This is a genomic window from Algoriphagus terrigena DSM 22685 (assembly GCF_000429445.1).
Taxonomy (GTDB): domain Bacteria; phylum Bacteroidota; class Bacteroidia; order Cytophagales; family Cyclobacteriaceae; genus Algoriphagus; species Algoriphagus terrigena.
This window is the reverse complement of sequence record NZ_AUBW01000008.1, coordinates 192,235-210,994: the sequence shown is the minus strand read 5'-3', so window position 1 is coordinate 210,994 and position 18,760 is coordinate 192,235. Positions and strand designations below refer to the sequence as shown.

18 protein-coding genes are annotated in these 18,760 nt (G+C 48.8%); 5 read left to right on the top strand and 13 right to left on the bottom strand.

Features of this window, described 5'->3' with window-relative positions; translation table 11 throughout:
* The first annotated feature begins 6 nt into the window (after positions 1-6).
* The 3 genes from G459_RS27125 (at position 7) to G459_RS0109280 (ending at position 6,092) form a co-directional block, all read left to right on the top strand.
* Positions 7-3,999: an eCIS core domain-containing protein gene (locus tag G459_RS27125; RefSeq protein WP_051315149.1), complete on the top strand. Its 3,993-nt coding sequence runs from the start codon at positions 7-9 to the stop codon at positions 3,997-3,999.
* 65 nt (positions 4,000-4,064) lie between these two features.
* Complete coding sequence (locus G459_RS0109285; protein WP_026967412.1) at positions 4,065-5,699, top strand: S8 family peptidase; 1,635 nt, start codon at positions 4,065-4,067, stop codon at positions 5,697-5,699.
* Between the two features lie 60 nt (positions 5,700-5,759).
* Positions 5,760-6,092: a hypothetical protein gene (locus tag G459_RS0109280; protein ID WP_026967411.1), complete on the top strand. Its 333-nt coding sequence runs from the start codon at positions 5,760-5,762 to the stop codon at positions 6,090-6,092.
* A 140-nt stretch (positions 6,093-6,232) separates the two neighbouring features.
* Here G459_RS0109280 and G459_RS0109275 read toward each other — a convergent pair whose 3' ends face one another.
* The 4 genes from G459_RS0109275 to glyA all read right to left on the bottom strand — a co-directional run bounded on the left by G459_RS0109275 (position 6,233) and on the right by glyA (position 10,198).
* Positions 6,233-7,315: an AI-2E family transporter gene (locus tag G459_RS0109275; RefSeq protein WP_051315148.1), complete on the bottom strand. Its 1,083-nt coding sequence runs from the start codon at positions 7,313-7,315 to the stop codon at positions 6,233-6,235.
* A 281-nt stretch (positions 7,316-7,596) separates the two neighbouring features.
* Positions 7,597-8,034: a ribose 5-phosphate isomerase B gene (gene rpiB / locus G459_RS0109270; protein ID WP_026967409.1), complete on the bottom strand. Its 438-nt coding sequence runs from the start codon at positions 8,032-8,034 to the stop codon at positions 7,597-7,599.
* Positions 8,035-8,045: 11 nt separating this feature from the next.
* On the bottom strand, positions 8,046-8,912 hold the full coding sequence (gene tatC, locus G459_RS0109265; protein ID WP_035455499.1) for a twin-arginine translocase subunit TatC: 867 nt from the start codon (positions 8,910-8,912) through the stop codon (positions 8,046-8,048).
* Positions 8,913-8,929: 17 nt separating this feature from the next.
* On the bottom strand, positions 8,930-10,198 hold the full coding sequence (glyA, locus tag G459_RS0109260; protein ID WP_026967407.1) for a serine hydroxymethyltransferase: 1,269 nt from the start codon (positions 10,196-10,198) through the stop codon (positions 8,930-8,932).
* A 257-nt stretch (positions 10,199-10,455) separates the two neighbouring features.
* Here glyA and G459_RS0109255 point away from each other — a divergent pair, with 257 nt between their 5' ends.
* Positions 10,456-10,830 (top strand): hypothetical protein, encoded by a 375-nt coding sequence (locus G459_RS0109255; protein ID WP_026967406.1) that lies wholly within the window; start codon positions 10,456-10,458, stop codon positions 10,828-10,830.
* A 7-nt stretch (positions 10,831-10,837) separates the two neighbouring features.
* Here G459_RS0109255 and G459_RS0109250 read toward each other — a convergent pair whose 3' ends face one another.
* Entirely contained in the window at positions 10,838-11,065 is a 228-nt protein-coding gene (locus tag G459_RS0109250; protein WP_026967405.1) for a hypothetical protein, read from the bottom strand.
* Positions 11,066-11,170: 105 nt separating this feature from the next.
* On the opposite strand from G459_RS0109250, the gene G459_RS0109245 reads away from it, so the two are divergent.
* The gene (locus tag G459_RS0109245) at positions 11,171-12,079 is read left to right on the top strand and encodes an AEC family transporter (protein ID WP_026967404.1); all 909 of its coding nucleotides are present in this window, start codon (positions 11,171-11,173) and stop codon (positions 12,077-12,079) included.
* On the opposite strand, the gene G459_RS27120 is transcribed toward G459_RS0109245, so the two are convergent.
* From G459_RS27120 to lptC, 8 genes are all read right to left on the bottom strand, one after another.
* The gene (locus tag G459_RS27120) at positions 12,071-12,883 is read right to left on the bottom strand and encodes an inositol monophosphatase family protein (protein WP_035455497.1); all 813 of its coding nucleotides are present in this window, start codon (positions 12,881-12,883) and stop codon (positions 12,071-12,073) included. The two genes, G459_RS0109245 and G459_RS27120, sit on opposite strands and share 9 nt — an antisense overlap.
* A 110-nt stretch (positions 12,884-12,993) precedes the next feature.
* Entirely contained in the window at positions 12,994-13,740 is a 747-nt protein-coding gene (rsmI, locus tag G459_RS27115; protein ID WP_051315147.1) for a 16S rRNA (cytidine(1402)-2'-O)-methyltransferase, read from the bottom strand.
* Complete coding sequence (locus tag G459_RS0109230) at positions 13,737-13,970, bottom strand: 4a-hydroxytetrahydrobiopterin dehydratase (RefSeq protein WP_026967403.1); 234 nt, start codon at positions 13,968-13,970, stop codon at positions 13,737-13,739. The genes rsmI and G459_RS0109230 overlap by 4 nt, the downstream gene beginning before the upstream one ends.
* 12 nt (positions 13,971-13,982) lie before the next feature.
* Positions 13,983-14,249: a DUF493 domain-containing protein gene (locus tag G459_RS0109225; protein ID WP_026967402.1), complete on the bottom strand. Its 267-nt coding sequence runs from the start codon at positions 14,247-14,249 to the stop codon at positions 13,983-13,985.
* Between the two features lie 88 nt (positions 14,250-14,337).
* On the bottom strand, positions 14,338-16,446 hold the full coding sequence (locus tag G459_RS0109220) for a SurA N-terminal domain-containing protein (protein WP_026967401.1): 2,109 nt from the start codon (positions 16,444-16,446) through the stop codon (positions 14,338-14,340).
* Positions 16,447-16,530: 84 nt separating this feature from the next.
* The gene (locus G459_RS0109215) at positions 16,531-17,814 is read right to left on the bottom strand and encodes a hemolysin family protein (RefSeq protein WP_026967400.1); all 1,284 of its coding nucleotides are present in this window, start codon (positions 17,812-17,814) and stop codon (positions 16,531-16,533) included.
* A 2-nt stretch (positions 17,815-17,816) separates the two neighbouring features.
* Positions 17,817-18,026, bottom strand: a complete 210-nt coding sequence (locus G459_RS0109210) for a hypothetical protein (protein WP_026967399.1) — start codon at positions 18,024-18,026, stop codon at positions 17,817-17,819.
* A gap of 104 nt (positions 18,027-18,130) precedes the next feature.
* On the bottom strand, positions 18,131-18,670 hold the full coding sequence (gene lptC / locus G459_RS0109205; RefSeq protein ID WP_051315146.1) for an LPS export ABC transporter periplasmic protein LptC: 540 nt from the start codon (positions 18,668-18,670) through the stop codon (positions 18,131-18,133).
* Between the last annotated feature and the right edge of the window lie 90 nt (positions 18,671-18,760).

The following is an 18,760-nucleotide window of genomic DNA, read 5'->3' as shown; positions in this document are numbered from 1 at the left end:
TGACCAATGGGAGCCGCCGCTGAAAAAATCGCCCCGCCCAAATCCCGGTTTACCGGGCCGGGCATCGGCGTGCTTCAGCCATCACTTAAGGTCGGCAAGCCCAACGATAAATACGAGGTAGAAGCGGAGTCTGTCGCCGATCAGGTGATGATGTCTCCGGCACCAGCCTCACCCATCATGTCTGCGAGTCCGGGTGGGTTTCAGATGATGCGCTCTCAGGAGGAAGAAGTTCAGATGCAGCCGCTTTCTGCGGGGATTTCAATGATTCATCTGAGCAAGGAGGAGGAAGACTCAGTTCAGCTAAGTGTCGATGAAGAGGCTAACGAGGTTCAGCTTTTTGCGGAGCAAGCGCCTCCAATCCAACTTTCGCAGGAAGATGAGGACGTCCAATTGAAAAACGAATCTGTCCAGCTTTCCGGTGAAGGTGTGGGAGTTGTCTCTCCGCAGCTTTCTACCCAAATCCAGCAAAGCGCAGGATCAGGTGCGGCATTGCCTCCACCCGTACAGCAGGATATGGGAAGCAGGATTGGAGCGGATTTTTCGGGTGTCAAAGTCCACACGGGACCTCAGGCCGCTTCGATGAGTTCGGCACTGGGTGCGCAGGCCTTCACCCATGGCAGCGATATCTACTTCAATGAAGGTAAATACCAGCCCGAAACCTCCGACGGGAAGCATTTGCTTGCACACGAGTTGACGCACACCGTCCAACAGGGAGCAGCAGTGCGACGCTCTCCGCAAACGCAAATCTCTTCCACTCAACCCCAGGTTCAGCGCCTGCCTTGGGCAGTCCGGGAAGGACTTGCCCGGTTTGCCAGCTACATTCCGGGGTACTCGCTGCTATGCGTCATTATTGGATACAATCCCCTTCTCGGGGAGGCAGTCGAGCGGAATGCCACCAACTTAATCGGTGGATTGCTTGGGTTGATTCCTGTATTTGGTACCCTGCTTTTCAATAAACTGAACGAGCTGGGAATCATAGAATCTGCGCTGACGTGGGTAGAAAGCGAAATGGCCTCCCTGGACTTGACTACCGGAAGACTGGAACGAACGCTGGAGCAAGCATGGGATGAAGCGAGTGTTTTCTCTGGCTGGGACGAAAATATGGCGGTCCTAGACCGGACTTTTGGACAGCTCTATCGGAATATCGTTTCGTTTGCAGGACGGATTCAGGACAAAGTCTTTGAGCTGATCAAGGAAGCGCTCATGACTGCCCTGAAAGCGCTGGCGGATACTTTCCCCGGCTATCCCCTGCTTTGCAAACTGCTCGGTCAGGACCCTTTGACGGGCGAAGAAATCACTTCGACCACGGCCGAAAAGATAGAAGCTTTTCTTATCCTGATCGGAAAAGAACAGGAGCTCGAGCGAATGCAGGCGGAGGGCACTATTCAGAAAACAGCTGACTGGATCGACGCCGAGTTGGCTGCGCTCAATTTCAGCTTTACCGAAGTCAAAGGACTTTTTGACGAAGCTTGGAACGCCTTCTCGCTGGAAGACCTGAGAGATCCTGTCGCGGCCTTTAACCGTACAGTTGCCATTTTCACCCCCTTCACGACGCGGGTATTCACTTTTGCGGCCAATGTGGCGATCAAGGTACTGGAGTTTATCAAGGAAGCTCTTTTAGCTCAATTGTCCGCCTACGCCCGAGAACAGCAAGGATTCCATCTTGTCACTGTGATTCTTGGGAAAGACCCCTTCACCGGTGAGGATGTCCCCAGAACTACGGAAAATGTCATCCGTGGATTTATGGGATTGATGCCGGGAGGCGAAGAGCAATTCCAGCAGATGAAAGAAACCGGGGCCATCGAGCAGACAGTTTCACGCATCGATGCCGCTGTCGCGACCCTCAATTTCACGTGGGCCTATCTCACCGGCCTCTTCATGACGCTGTGGAACAGCTTCACGATTGCGGATGTATTTCATCCACTTGATGCTTTTGTGCGGATTGTCCAGACCTTGGCCGAGCCGATTCAACGGCTGCTTGCTTTCGTAGTCACGATCGTTCAGATCTTGGTAGAAGTGCTACTGGTGGTGATGAACTTCCCGATAGACACCGTAAATCAGATCATCGCCAATGCCCGATCGGCATTCGAGGACATCAAGCGTGATCCGATTGGCTTCCTGAAAAACCTCTTGGCGGCAGTCAAACAGGGTTTCGTCCAGTTCTTCGACAACATCGTCACACACCTGTTGGGCGGCTTGAGAGATTGGCTCTTTGGGGAATTGGCTACCGCAGGGATCACTCCTCCGGCAGATCTGAGCTTCCAGTCTATTTTGGGTTTTGTGCTGGATGTGCTGGGGCTTTCGATGGACAACGTCTGGGAGCGGCTCGCTCTGAAAATCGGCCAAGAGCGTGTCGATCAAATCCGCGGTGCCATCGATACGCTGTCCGGCATTTGGACTTTTATCAAAGATGTGTGGGAACGTGGCCCAATCGCGATCTGGGAGTATGTACAGGAGCAGCTGAGCAATCTCTGGACAATGGTGCTGGAGCAGATCCAAAACTGGATCATGACCCGGATCGTGGAACAAGTAGTCAGTAGGCTCCTTTCGATGCTGGATCCCACGGGTATCATGGCCGTGGTCAACAGCTTTATTGCATTTTATCGGGCGGTCCAGTCCTTTATTGAGAAGCTCCGCGAAATGCTCGAGATCGTCAATTCCTTCGTGGCCGGGGTGGCCAACATCGCCCGTGGAAACATCGGGGATGCAGCCAACTTCTTAGAGGCGGCCTTGGCGAGAGCAGTGCCGGTCGCCATCGGATTTTTGGCAAATCAAGTTGGACTGAGAGGCCTAGGTACGCGAATCGCCGAGATGATCGGAGGCCTGAGAGATCGGGTGAATGCAGCCATTGACTGGCTAATCGATCGGGCACTGGCTGTGGGTGGAGCGTTACTGACGATGGGAAGGAATGCGGTGGATACGGTAATGGGTTGGCTTGGATTTAGAAGACCATTCACACTTCCAAATGGAGAAAGGCATGAGGCCTATTTTGAAGATTCCAGTCCTAATGCGAGTCTTATTATTGCAAGTGCTGATCCAAAAACGATTAATCAAATCATTTCTTCAAAATCATGGAATGGAAAAGACATTCCTGACGACAAGGTTGCGGAACTTCAAGTTTCAGCTTCGACAATTGATGCAAATAGGGAACCCCAAACTGTAGAAAAAGGCAGGATAATAATGGGAGAATTTGAAAAAATAGTCGCCATACTCAACGCGATCGGCGGTCCGCCAATTCCAAGGACGACGTTGGTTCGTCAGGATAAAGTTACCGGTGCAGGAATGGAGATGGGAAAACACCTTATTGCTTCTCCGCTTAGCCTTGATCCTGGCGGTCTGGCCGGTAGCCAGCCAACTTACACCACAGGGCTGGGATCACTATTGAAGCTCAACTATCCTGACTACATCGTAGAGGGCCACCTACTTAACCATAAGCTTCATGGACCTGGCAATGTCTCCTGGAACCTTACTCCCATTGCCAAACAGACCAATTCTGACATGAACTCCAAATTCGAACGCTTTGCGAAGGAGCACATTTTGGACGGAGGGAAAGTGGTAAAATATGAGGTGGAAGTCGAATACGGAAAAAATCTTGATGCTGGAATCTATTCCGATCCTGATGCCTACATAGCAGAAAACCTAAATTTCTCCCTGACTGAGTTGGAGTATAAGAACAGCAACTGGGAGCCAGCCGCTACTCAACCGAGCAACTGGAATATCCCCGCTTCCATTCCGCATGCAAAAACCTCAATACCTGGCTTTGGCACTGGAAAATTAAACTTCATGGTTAACCTGAATACTGCAGACGTAAGAGCAATTCAAAGGATCAAAGGTGTCGGTCCAACGAGGGCTCAGGCGATTGTTGACTATAGGGAAGATAAAATCGAAAAGAAACACACACAAATAAACAGCTACGATGAGCTGGAAGAGGCCTCCGGTATCGGACCGACCACTGTGGAATTATTGCGAGCAGAACCTATGGTCAGGATCAGAGGGTGACGGATTCACCATTTTTAACACCCTTTCCTATCCCCCTATTCCGGTTTGATCGTTACTTTTGGGTTATGATTAAATCCTTTTCTAAATCACTGGCTGGCTTGACTTTCGGGCTGCTGGTCATGGGTTGCAGCTCGTCTGCTGTGATTACCGCCCCTCCGATTTCCTATTCAACCAGTTCCCCCCGAATCTCAGAGTTATCCGAATCCCAGGCCAAATATTGGAGTCATTTGGATCCGGCCACGGACACTGTGCCCGGCATGAGCGTGGATCGGGCCTATACCGAGCTCTTGAAAAAACGAAAAGGTGAAAAAGTGATCGTGGGAGTCATCGACTCCGGCATAGACCTGGCTCATGAGGACATCAAAGACGTACTTTGGGTCAACAAAGACGAAGTCCCCGGCGATGGCATCGACAACGATGGAAACGGCTATATTGACGATATCCATGGCTATAATTTCCTCGGCGAATCCTATCATGAGCAAAAGGAGTCCACCAGGATCATCCGCTTGAAGATCGGTGATGCTGCTTACCAAGCCGAAGCCAAAGCAAGTTTGGAAAGTGAACTGCCTGAAGCAAAAGAATCCCTGCCTCAACTGGAGGAGATCCAGCAGTTTGTAAGTATGGCACATCAGAATATTCAGAAAGAACTGGGAAAGGAATACTATTCTTTGGCAGATCTTGAAAAATATCAGCCCAAAAATCCCCAACAAGAACAGCTCGTCGGCGTGTTGAAGCAGGTCATGGGGATGGGACAGGATATCCCCACCGCGCTCAAAGACCTGAATGATGGCATCACCTACTACAAAAGTCAATTGGAGTATCACTTAAATGTCAAGTACGATGGCAGAACTTCGGTCGGCGACAATCCCTACGATATCAACGACACGAAGTACGGAAATGGAAATCCCAATTTCCGAGACAAGGACGAGAGCCATGGAACCCATGTCGCCGGAATCATTGCCGCCACACGTGGCAATAAAAAAGGAATAAACGGGGTGGCCAAAAATGTCTCGATCATGAGCGTGCGCACCGTGCCCGATGGAGATGAATATGACAAAGACGTGGCGCTGGCTATTCGCTATGCCGTGGATAATGGTGCGAAAGTGATCAACGCGAGCTTTGGAAAAGACTTTTCTCCAAATGCCGAGTGGGTCTATGAAGCTCTGGAATATGCAGCTTCCAAGGACGTATTGTTTGTGCAGGCCGCCGGAAATGACGGCGCAGACCTGGATAATCCAGAGAACAAGAATTTCCCCAATGACAACAAGTCTCAAATTTCACCTGAGTTTGTGGACAATGTAATTACCGTTGGAGCGCTCACTCCAAGCTTCGACACGGATATGGTCGCTTCTTTTTCCAATTATGGGAAGGAAAGTCTAGACATCTTTGCTCCAGGTGATGAAATTTATTCTACGATGCCGAGCAATACCTACGAGTTTCAGGGTGGCACCTCGATGGCTGCGCCAGCTGTAGCGGGAATGGCGGCGTTGATCAGATCCTACTATCCGCAACTTACCGCGGTACAAGTCAAGCAAATCATCATGAAATCCGGCATTGCTCCGCAAGTCGTCGTAACGATAGGCGAGCTCGGCGAACTCGAAAAGCCGCTTTCGGAAATATCCAAAACCGGCAAGATCGCCAACTTGTACAACGCGATCATTCTGGCAGATCAGGTAAGCCGAGGCGACGCCACTCTTTAGTACCCAAATGTCGTTTTTCAACAAATCCAATTTCAAAAGTCCTCGTTCAAGATAGAAACGATGAAAAAAAACCTAATACCCGCTCTGGGACTGATGGCAGCTTTCTGCCTAAACTCCTGCACCATCGAGACCTCCAAAAAGAAGGACGGCTTCAGGATCGAGATCACTGCCAGCGATGAACTGGTCATCAACGGTGAAAAAATCAATGACAAAAAACTGGATCGGGAAATCAAACGACTCATCAAGGATCTTGAAAAAGAAGGCCTGACCAAGGAAGAAATCAAAGAATCAATTGACGCCGGAAAAGTCTCTGCAAAAGCAGCTCTCGAGGATCTAAAGCAAGAGCTGGAGGAAATCAAATCCCAACACAAGAATCATCGCGAATCCAATTGATTCGGAAGGCCTGAACCTCATAAAAAAGCCCCAATAAGTTTTCAGCTTGTTGGGGCTTTTTTTGCCAGTAGTGGGTAAGTTCAGCGAATCTGTTCACTTTACTTAACTTTTCAATAAACAGGAAATGGTGAGCAAAAATACTAGCTCTGAGGTCGACTTCCAGAATTAAGCCATTCTACACCGAGCTTGTAGGCCAGTGTCATGACGATCGCTCCTGTAAACAGTCCGATAAATCCGGAGTAAATAAAGCCACCAATCGCTCCCAAGAACACCACTAGCATAGGCACTGTAGCCCCTTTTCCTAAGAGAATCGGCTTTAGCACGTTGTCCATCAAACCGACGACGAGCATCCAAATGGTCAGAATAGTCGCGGTGACCGTGTCGCCTGTCGTCCAGATGTAGATGATCACCCCGATGGACACCGGCAAAATTCCAATCTGAACAATCGCCAGAATCAAGGAAAGAATAATCCAAAGTCCCGCAAATGGGATTCCCGCCACCAGCAGGCCAATTCCTACAAAAATTGTTTGAATAGCCGCTACTCCGAGGATACCTTTGACCACATTTTGGACGGTTTGCGTGGCTACGCCTGCCATTTCCTCGCCTTTTTTACCGGCGAGCCTCACGAAAAATTTACGGGCAAAATCGCTTTCCTCTTTCTCGTACGCCAACATGATCCCACTGATAATGATAGAAACCATCAGCAACAAAACCCCGCCAGCAGTATTTTTGAGGAGTGCCACCAGCTTCAGAAGTAAAGGTTTCAGCTGGTCTTGGTGCTCTTGAATAGTCAACGTCACATTGGTGGAGGCCTCAGTCCAAAAAGCAAAAGCTTTCTCGCCTATCAATGGCCAAGATTTTATCTGTTCATTTGGAGGAGGGATCACCAAATCCCCGTCCCGGATGTGTTCTGCGAGTTCTTTGATCTCACTTGCTCCCGCCATCATGAAGAATACCGCCGGAGCGATCAAAACCGCAAGAGCCACCAAGGTGATAAACGTGGCCGAAAGCCCATTTTTCCAACCAAACTTTCCGATGAGTTTTTCATGAATCGGAAAAAAAGAGGACGCAAAAACCGCCCCCCAGAGCATCGGGATCAAAAATGGCGCTAGGATATTGAAGCTCCAAACCAGCAGGATTGCCAGAGCCAACAACTGCAGAGCATAGTGAATCACCTGGTTGGAACCAGACGGAGTGGGAGTAGAGCCGGAGTCGGGATACATGTTCGAGTGGGTTGTATGCCTAAAATTTACAGCAAATATTCCATTCTAAGCAGCAAGTGAAACCCTGATAAAAATCAGGAAATGAAACCATCCCGCTAGTTGTACCCCGTGAGGATACAAATCGTCCGGGTCAACAAACAAAGCAATTCACTAAACACGCTGGCTCTGCAACAATAGGGCTTGAGCTTCTCGAACAATTGGGTTTTCTGTGAGGAACAGACTCTTCAAAAAAAAGCCCCGGAGAGATCTCCGGGGCCATTAATATAAGTTCTAGCAAGAGCTTAGCTACAGGCTATTTTGTCCACTCTATTCTGATGCCTTCCGCCCTCAAACGGGGTCGTCAGGAAAATCTCGGTGAGTCGTTCCGCATGTTCGTAGGAGATGAATCGTGCGGGAAGCGCGATGACATTGGCGTTGTTATGCTGGCGGGCCAATGCAGCCAAGTCCTCGTTCCAGCAAAGTGCGGCACGGATTCCCTGATGCTTGTTGGCTGTTATTGCGACCCCGTTGCCGCTTCCGCAGATCACAACGCCAAGCTCGTACTCTCCGCCTTCGATAGCGGTACAGAGCGGATGCACATAGTCTGGATAGTCCACCGAAGCGGTAGAAAACGGGCCAAAGTCTTTCACCTCGTAGCCAAGACCAGTCAGCTTTTCGATCAATTGACCTTTGTATTCAAATCCTGCATGGTCTCCACCGATTGCGATTTTCTTAGCCATAGTCCTTGGAATTAGTCGTTTGTTGCCGCTGCTTCTTCAGCGTCTTCCAGTGCTTTTTTAATTGCCCTCTTCTTTTCCAGTCGCTTGGCGATCCCGATTCCCACCTCATAGAGCACCAAGATCGGCATGGCGATCAAGAGCTGGCTGATCACATCCGGAGGAGTGATGATAGCAGAGACTATCAGGATCACGACAATCGAATGTCTGCGGTAATCCTTCAGCATCCTGGACGTCACCAAGCCCGACATGGATAGGAAATAAATCACCACCGGCAGCTGGAACATGATGGCCGAGGCCAATACCAGCATTGTCAGCGTGGTCACATAGGAAGTAATGTCAAACTCGTTGAGAATCGTGGGATCCAGTTGATAGTTTGCAAGGAAATTGATCGATAGGGGCGAGAGTATAAAATACCCAAATGCCGCTCCGGTCAAAAACAGGAAGCTGACGAAGAGTACTGCGCCTCTTGCTGCGTTTGCTTCCTTGTCATACAGTCCGGGGCTGATGAATCTCCAGATTTCCCAGAAAACGTAGGGAAAGGCGACGATAAATCCCACGACAAAACTGGAAGTCATGTGCATGGTGAACTGTCCGGTCATCTGCCTGCTTTGGATCGTAAACGGCAGTTCGTCGATACAAAGAGCGGAAACTCCGAGGTAATTGCTCAATTCACAGAGAATTCTGTATGTGAAGAAATCAACCTTGGAAGGACCAAGGATGATCATTCCAAATACGATGTCTTTCGCCATGAAGGCGGCAACGGAGAGGATCAGTATCGCAGCAACGGATCGAAGTATGTGGAAGCGCAATGCCTCCAAATGATCCAAAAACGACATTCCGCCTTCTTCCTCTTCGTCTTGATTTTGGTCTAGGGCCACTTTTGGGGATTCAGTAGTTAGTACAAAGGAAATTGAACCATCCAGCTATTGACTTCGGCTTTGATTTTGGCAAGCTCGGCTTCGTCAGAATGGTTGACAAGCGCACGGTCGATCAAGGAGACGATCTTTAGCATATCGTCTTCTTTCAGTCCACGCGTAGTCACTGCGGCGGTGCCAATTCTCATACCGGAGGTCACAAAAGGCGACTTGGTATCGAATGGAACCATGTTTTTATTGATCGTGATGTCCACTTTTCCGAGAGTTTCCTCGGCAAGTTTTCCAGTCAGTTCTTTATTTCTCAGATCGATGAGCATGAGGTGATTGTCTGTACCGCCAGAGATAAGCTGGTATCCGAGACTTACGAACTTATCCGCCATTACGGATGCATTCTTTTTCACCTGAAGCACATATTCCATGTAATCATCCGAAAGCGCCTCTTCGAAAGCAATCGCTTTGGCAGCGATGATGTGCTCCAGTGGTCCGCCTTGCGTACCTGGAAACACGCCCATATCGAGAAGGGCCGACATCTTTCTGATTTCTCCTTTTGGAGTAGTCAGTCCCCACGGGTTGTCAAAATCTTCCCGCATCATGATCAAGCCGCCTCTAGGGCCTCTGAGCGTCTTGTGAGTCGTGGTTGTCACGATATGGCAATGCTCCAAAGGATCGTTGAGCAGTCCTCTGGCGATCAATCCGGCTGGGTGGGAGACGTCCGCAAGCAAAAGCGCTCCGACTTCGTCGGCAATTTCTCTCAATCTTTCGTAGTCCCAGTCTCTGGAATAAGCCGAAGCTCCGCAGATGATCATCTTCGGCATTACTGCCAAAGCTTTTTCTTCCACCTTGTCGTAATCAATCATACCGGTCTCCTCTTCCACGCCGTAGAAATTCGGCTGATAGAGCTTACCGGAGAAGTTCACCGGAGAACCGTGAGTCAGGTGTCCACCGTGGGAAAGGTCAAAACCCAAGATTGCATCGCCCGGCTTAAGGCATGCCAGCATCACAGCGGCATTGGCCTGAGCTCCGGAGTGCGGCTGAACGTTGGCCCAACCGGCGCCGAAAAGTTTTTTGACCCGATCAATCGCGATCTGCTCGATCTCATCGACTACTTCGCAGCCGCCGTAGTAGCGCTTGCCGGGCAAGCCTTCCGCATATTTATTGGTCAGGACGCTGCCAGCAGCTTCCATTACTTGTTTGCTGGTGAAATTTTCGGAAGCGATCAGCTCGATGCCTCTCTTTTGTCTGTCTTCTTCTTTGGCAATAAGGTCGAAAACAAGCGAATCTCTTTTCATAATCAGGGGTTTGAAAGCAAAGAAAGATTACCGGTAGAAATCCGGTCGTTTTGAAAACGAGCCCAAAAATAGCCTTAAAGTCCTTATTATCCAATGTGAAAAAAGGAATGAAAAAGGCCAGGCGTCAAAGTTGTCAGGGAAATTCCACCGACGGGAAAAAACCCTTGATTTCCCGACATTTGAGGCGCCGGTGTCCGACAACTTCATTCAGCTTACCGCAGGGTCGTAATTGTGAATAATCACCTTAATTTTAGACCATGTTTGATTTCAAGTATCAACCCGAAACCTACTTTAAAAATGACAGCACGTCTGTCTTGCTGGTGAGACTGCGCTATCCGGAAAGCACCTGGGGTGAGCAGATCAGTCTCTATGCGCACTTTTTGGAGGGGAAAATTCAGTTCGAAGTGGTGGATTTCTACGGCAACGAGTACATGCTCTACCCGTCGAGCACTTGGGAACCGCTGTCGTTTGAAGATGTAATTTATCTGATCGAGGGAATGCAGCTCAATCAGGACGCGGTGGAGGGAAATATCGAATTGGTGCTGGATGGCATTCCCCAGGCTGAAAGTGACGTCTATCCCGAGCTGTCCAAATACTTTGCTGAAAAGCGGAAAAACTACGGGTTAGATTAGGTCCGACTTAGAAATCGAGCGTAGCCTGTCGCTGCCCTGTGATTTGCTGGCTTTTGAACCAATATTCGTAAGTGTCAAAGTCAAGACAGTCACTAAGCTCTATGCCCTGGAAAAGGATTTTTGTGAGGCTGTGTACTGGAAGGAAAGACTTGAGGGATCGGGCCTGATCGACGGTGAGCTGGGAAAGTTGAATCCAGGTCTTGCCATCTATAAAAATCGGTATCAATTTAGTCATAGGAAAAATTTTGCTTCGCCACAAAAGTATATTGATATTCAAGTGTATACAATAGCGCTTCGTTAATTTTATGTTATTTAAAAATAAGTTTACACATATTCGGGCATGACAGGAGTAATCATCGCTGCGGGCTGTCTTTTTTTGGGGCTTTTCCTCCAAAAGCTCCCCGGCTTCCCTACCAAAACTGCCTCGGACTGGGTCCAATCTTATCTCATCAAGATCGTCTTACCGGCACTGGCTCTTCTCTACATTCCGGAGATCAAACCAACTTGGGGCTTATTGATTCCTATTTCTTCGGCTTGGCTCACGTTTTTGCTTTCCTGGCTGATCTTCGGATTGCTTGGGAAAAAATTAAACTGGGGGAAAAACACCACTGGGTGTCTGATCATCGTCGCCGGACTTGCCAATACTTCATTCTTGGGTTTTCCGGTCATCGAGGGACTCTATGGAAAAGTAGGTTTGCCGACGGCGCTGCTAATTGACCAGGGCGGGTCCTTTTTGATCGTATCGTCCCTGTCAATTCTGGTGGGCTCGATCTACGGCAATCACAGCGAGAGCTTGGCAAAAGTACCCCTGAAGATCATCAAATTCCCGCCTTTCGGCTTCCTCGTGGGTACTTTATTGATGAGTCTCTTTCAGGTCAAAACCCCCGAATTCCTAATTCCTTTCCTTCAGCTGATCGGCAAAACGATGCCGCCGATGGCGCTGCTGGCTATTGGATTGAAGTTTTCGGTAGATAGAGACTCTCTTGCCTCGCGGTTCTTCTGGTATGGGCTCGGCTATCGGCTGATCCTGGCACCTGCGGTAGTTTGGTTGCTTTACCGAAATTTTATTCCCACAGATTCCCTCGATCTCAAAGTCACGGTCATGGAAAGCGGGATGGCCCCGATGATAACCGGGTCCATCGTTGCCATGCAGTTTGGGCTAAACCCGAAGCTGGCAACCCTGCTTTCAGGCTTGGGAATGCCGATCTCGGCTGCTAGCCTAGTGGCGTGGTACTACTTTTTAGGATAGATCTTTCCAATGTTCGTCCAGCGCCGCACGAAATTCAGCATGGATAATCCCGTTGCTGGCGACGATCTTTCTCCCAAAGACAAAGTCGGACCCACCGGAAAAATCAGTGACTATGCCTCCGGCTTCCTGTACGATCAAAGCGCCGGCGGCGACGTCATAAGAGTTGAGATTGTACTCAAAAAAGCCCTCTGTCCGCCCAGCGGCCACATAGCAGAGATCCACAGCCGCCGAACCCATCCGTCTCAATCCGTGGGTTTTCTCCATCAGAGACTTCATTGAGTTGAGATATCGGTCGATCAGGTCAAAGTTGTAATAGGGAAATCCAGTGGAAATCAGCGATGCAGAAAGTGTCGGAGCAGCGCTTACTTTGATGCGGGTATCGTTGCAGAACGCCCCGCCGCCCTTCATCGCGTAAAAGCATTCGTGGCGGTTGACCTCGTAGACGACGCCCAAGATCAATTCGTCTCTTTCCATCAAGGCGATGCTTACCGCAAAAAAAGGAATCCCGTGAATGAAATTCGTCGTGCCATCCAGTGGGTCGATGACCCAATTGTACACTTCCGCCAATGTGGTATTCGTCCCCTCCTCGGTGATGAATCCTGCTTCGGGTAGAATCTCGATCAGACTTTCTACGATTTGCCGCTCGGCCTCTTTGTCCACGTAAGAAACCAAGTCATTGAACCCCTTGTGTTCGACCCTCCCAATGTCAAAATGTTGCCTCTCTTTTCGGATAAACGCTCCGACCCTTTTTGCGACTTCCTGAGTTTGCTCTAAGAGTGTACTAAGTTGTTCTTGGGAATGCATGTAATGGTTAATGGTTAATGGTTAATGGTTAATGGTTAATGGTTAATGGTTTTGAAAAATAAAACACGAAAGACAAACTTAAGAATCGCAGGCAAATGCTCGTCTGAGACCTATTCCGACTTGTTCCACTTTTCCATCTTGGACGCCTGCCTTTCCTCACGGGTTTCTTTCTTTTCCTCTTTTCCCGCGACGACGAGCACAATCTCGCCTTTCAGCGGATTACTTTCGTAGTACTCGATGAGCTCCGCCAGACTACCGCGCACATTTTCCTCGTGCAGCTTGGACAATTCCCGCGACACACAGGCCTGTCGGTCGGCACCAAAGGCTTCCCCGAGTTGCTCCAATGTCTTGATCAGACGGTGTGGAGATTCATAAAAAATAAGAGTCCGAGTTTCCTCCTGAAGCGAATCTATGCGGGTTTTCCGCCCCTTCTTGTGTGGCAAAAAGCCTTCGAAGACAAAGCGGTCATTGGGCAAGCCACTGTTGACCAAAGCAGGAACGAAAGCCGTCGGGCCTGGCAGGCACTGCACTTCCAGCCCCGCAGACAACACCTCCCTGACGAGCAGAAATCCCGGATCTGAAATGGCGGGAGTGCCCGCATCGCTGACCAGCGCGAAGACTTCTCCTTTCCTCATTCGCTCCACCAGTTTCTCCACGGCCTTGTGCTCGTTGAAAATATGATAGCTCTGAAGCGGTCTGGAAATCTCTAAATGCTTGAGCAAGATTCCGCTTGTGCGTGTGTCCTCGGCCAGGATGATGTCGACGGTCTTTAATACCTCAATGGCCCGAAGTGTAATGTCTTTGAGGTTCCCGATGGGTGTCGGAACCAGAAAAAGACTGATTCGTGACTCGCTCATTCCAAAATCTTATCAATCGCCTTGGCCAACTTATGGTCTCGGTCCGTTACCTTGTTTCCCGCATCGTGGGAGGTCAACTCGATTTCGACGGTGTCGTAGGCATTAGACCAATTCGGGTGGTGATTCTGTTTTTCCGCCAAGAAGGCCACTCGGGTCATAAAAGCAAATGCCTCCTGAAAATCAGAAAATTTGAAGGTCTTTTTCAATCGGTTGTCTTCTTCTTTCCACATGGTCCCTTTGGTTTAGAATGAAATTAGGCCTTCGATATCTGAAGCCCGCTCGTAAATATGGATGATCTGATCCGCGCTGTCCATCATCACCTGAATGGTGGTGCTGATGTACTTGCCCCCCGAACTCGGCTTGAGAACCACTTCGTTTTTGGGAAACAGGGCTGCGATTTCATGCTCAGTTCCAGTGGGTACGATAAACTTGAACATGTAAAGCATCGGAAACTCGCCCGAAGCTTCCAGCTTTTCTTTAAACGCAGCTTTGTCAAACTTCTTATCCATGGGTAAACTTACTCCTTTCTGTCTAAAATTTAAACCAACAAAAAAACCCATGCCTTACGACATGGGTTCCCTTTTGGAAAATTATTCCTTAATAGTATTTGTATCTGTAATCCTTGACATCAGCCAAATCCTGAAGCGCCATCATGATGGTATAGGTCATTCTCTGAGCACCACCCATTGACAACTGAGTCTGGAAAGAAGTATAGTCTCCGATCTCGGCAGCAGGGGTCAGACTATTTAGTCGGCCTACCAACACTCCGATGTCTTCCTGAACAGGCTTAGTCACCTGACCGGCAGACTGCAGACCGAAGATGGATCCAATTGCTTTTGGCGCAAAACCGATACCGGCAATGACCGAGGCATTCAATCTCAAATCAGGAACTTCATTGATGGCTGCATCTGAATAAACTGCCTTCATTTCTTCCAGCGTAGTTTTTCCGGCCAATTTTTCAGCTATAAGAGCAGCTTTCTTCTCCTTAAGTACCTCTTGGGTCACTTGGTCTCGTACGTCTTCCAGTTTGGCTTCGCCTTCTTCTTTCTTGCTGACCAAAGCTGAAACTACATAGGAATTGTCTAATTCTTTGACATCAGACACTTCACCCGGAGATGCCTCACCAAACGCCCAAATGATGATCTCACGGGCATTTTGCATGTTGTTGAGGTTTCTTGAAGTAGCATCTACTCCATTTGCCTGAAGGATTCTGTAGCCTTTTTCAGTAGCATTTTCAGTGAATTCATTTCTGTTTCCACTTTCCGCTGCGAATGCATCCGCGTTTCTAAATGCTTCGTTTCTGGTTGCGTCTGAGGCAACGAGCTCGAGCTCCAACACAGCAAGCTTGGTGTAGGTTGATTGTGGAAGCTCTGTCACGTCAATGATGTGGTAACCATATTCGGTCTCAACTAGACTAGGCAATAGGCCGATAGAACTGGCGCCATAGGCAGCATCTGAAAATTGGTCTACGAAATCTTCCTTGGCGAACCAACCCAGATCTCCGCCGTTCTGTGCGGTACCGTCTTGACCATGTTGTCTGGCAGCGACGGCAAAGTTTCCGTTGGCTTTGACATCGGCTAGCACCGTCTCAGCCTGAGTTTTGACAGCGGCCTTGCCGGCTTCGTCCATTCCTTCGGTACTGAAGAGGATATGGGACGCTCTCATTCTTGGAGTTCCTTCGTACTGGCTAGACACCTTGTAGGTCACATACGTGGAATTTGCAGTGACATAGGGACCGTAAGTCTGTCCAGCTACGATCTCACCTGCATTCGAGGTAAGGCTAGTTGGAAGCTGATCACCTGGTCTGAAGGTTGCAAATGGATTCTGGATGTCAGAATTTTGGCTGACCAAAGCAGAGTCATTTGTAGCAGTTCTCAGCTCCTCAGTCAGTTCGTTGATCTTGGAGATAACTTCCGCAGAATCCTCTCCGCTTGGCAAGATGCTGAAAGAGACGTATTCCAAGTTTGCGGTATTTCCAACCGTGAATTTGTCCTGGTTTTTGTTCAAATAAGCTGTCAACTCGCTGTCTTCGATCTTGATCTCTCCGTCAGGAATAACATAGTAGGGCACAAAAAGAACAGATGCGTCAGCGATCGTATTTGCGGCTTTGTATTCGAGTTTCGCTTCCGCGGTCGTCGCGTACTCAGAAGTCGCCAATAAGTTGTCGTATTTGATCCGTAGTCTAGACTGGGCAAAAACCTTCTCTTGCTGTGCCCAAGCTGCCTGCTGCGCAGGATCGGCTGTCTCCAAGGTCTGAAGGAAAGCAATCAGCTGAGTCTTGTCAAACTGGCCTGTCTGTGGATTGACCAATTGGCCTCTGAGCTCGGGCACGATATTCTTGCCCTGCACCATGTCCACCAATTCCTGACTGGATATCTCCAGACCGAGTTTCTCGTATTCCTCGTCAAACACTCGCTCGACAATCATCGCCTGCCAAGCTTGCTCTCTTACCGATACCATTTCCGGCTCCGAGGCTACCCGTCCAGTCCGTTGCTGAAACATCCCCTTGAACTCCTCTACTTTGAGAGAATAATCTTCAAGCGTGATTTCATCACCCGCGATTTCACCGACGATGTTTTGGTTGGAATTGAGAAGGGAAGAGTTTGGACTCAAGAGATCCCCACCGAGAAGGAATAAGATTAACCCGCCGGCTATTACACCGATTGCGAGACCTGTTCGCTGTCTTATTTGCTTAATTAACGCCATTATTGATACTACGCTTTTTAGAAGTGTCGCAAAATAATAGCATTAGGGGCGAAATTCAAAATTTCCCCCAGAACAAAGTCAGATCTAAAAATTCCCTGATTCGTTGATTTTCAGCCGGACAGTCTCCAACCGATGAGCCAACTTGGTCACAATCGTGAAGGTGTATCTCCCAAAAGTCACATGTTCTCCCTTGTTTGGCAGGTTCTCTGTCAGCGACAAAATCAACCCGGAAAGCGTCTCAAAGTCTCCGTATGGCAGATCCCAACCATATTTGTCGTTGAGATAATCGATCTCATGCCGTGCGCTCAGAAGATATTCATCGGCATCGACCTTTTGCTCGATCAGGTCATCTTGATCGTATTCGTCATCGATTTCTCCGAAAATTTCCTCAATAATATCTTCCATGGAAACGATCCCGCTCGTCCCGCCAAACTCATCCACCACCAAAGCGAGGCTTTTTCGCTCCTGAATAAACTGGATCAGCAGTTCATTGGCCAGTGCCGACTCGGGAGCGATGATGATAGGGGTCAGGATTTCCTCGATGGTCTTAGGCTTGCGGAAAAGCTCCAACTGATGGCAATAGCCAATCACCTCATCGATGGTCTCGCGGTAGACGATTACTTTGGAATGGCCACTTTCCAAGAACACCGCTCTCAGATCTTCGATCGTATCGTCTACCTCCACCGCTACGATGTCCGTACGCGGAATCATGCATTCCCTGATCCGGACGGTTTTAAACTCGATCGCATTGTCAAAAATCTTGGAGTCTATTTCCATCATCTTGCTGTTGGAGTTGGCCTGACGGAAATGTTCCTTGATGAAGGAATTGAGATCGGTGACAGTGAAGACGGGCTTTTCTTCGTTGTAATCCAAGCGAAGGATCTTGGTGATAAAAAGCCGGGAAAGGCCCACAATCAACCAGACAATCGGGTACATCAGGTAATAGATGCCAAAAAACGGAATTGCAAAAACCGTCATCATGCTGTTGGGATTCAGCATGAAAAAGCTCTTGGGGAGAAACTCCCCGGTGACCAACACGATCATGGTGGACAGAACCGTCTGGCTCACCAAAATGACGGCTTCGTTATTAAGCCAATCCGGGAGAATCAACCTGAGTGGCTGGTCCAGCAGAAAGGCCATGAACGTGCCGTAGAGTACCAGCATGATTGTGTTTCCGATCAGCGTCGTACCGATAAACTGCCCCGGCTTTTGAACAAACTGACTTAGAATCCTGCCGCTTAGCATGCCTTGCTTACTCTGAAGCTCGATCTGTAGCTTGTTGGCCGAGATGTATGCAATCTCCATCCCGGAAAAAAACGCCGAGAAAACCAACGAGATGATTACATAAAGCAAATAGGTTGTTTCCATGCTCAGCGTTTCTTTTTCTTTTCTGGTTTAGCCGGTGGTTCGTCGTCAGTCCGCACGGCCTTGTTTCTTCGCAGCTGAAACCAAAATAACATCGCGACCGCAAACATGAAAATCGGATAAGATCCGCCTACTCCGACGGTCATACTTTGGTGAACTCCGATCACCACAAGCGCCAAAGCCAGCGAAAGGATCAATACATCTCCTATTTTCATCTGTTTAATAATTGTCTTCAATGGTCATATAGCCTGTCCCGATCTGTCTGAGGGAGAATCTCGCACAGTTACTAATCATCACAGTGTGTGCCACATGCGCGATCTCATAGTCCTTCTCCGGGTAGTTCAGTGCGGCCGGTGACCGACTTGAGTTGATATTTGGCAAAGCTGTCGTCGGATTCCATGCCGGTCCCGTTAAACAAGGTTCCTCTTTCCCGAATAGTCACAAACTTATCCGTATAGATTTTCTTTGTCGCCCTATTCCAGAAAATCAGTTCTGTTTTTAGACTTTGGTCTTTGATCAAATTTTCGACTTGGACATCACCTTCGCCACGGTATAGGTTTTCGTCTTTGATGAAGTACCCCCGGTCCGCTACCATCGTGGTCTCCAATTCTCCGTCTTTGGTGAAAAACTTGATTTCGATCCCTTCTGGAAATTCCATGTTGCCATTTTGGAATTCCAGTTGACGGCCAGCCTTGATCTCTGACCTGACGATCGCTGAGTCACTGTTGACCAAGTATATATTGGTAGAGGAGCTGATTGGGCCGTCGTAGACCTTGAGCGCATCAGGATCTACACTTTCTCTACAAGAGGAGAAAAATAATCCCATTCCGAGCAAAAGAAACAGATACCGGTACTTCATTGATGCCAAAGATAATCGAATAGTCTCAATTCAGGTTAACGAAAAAAGGCAGCCTTTTGGACTGCCTCTCTTTTAGTTTTAAAGAAATTC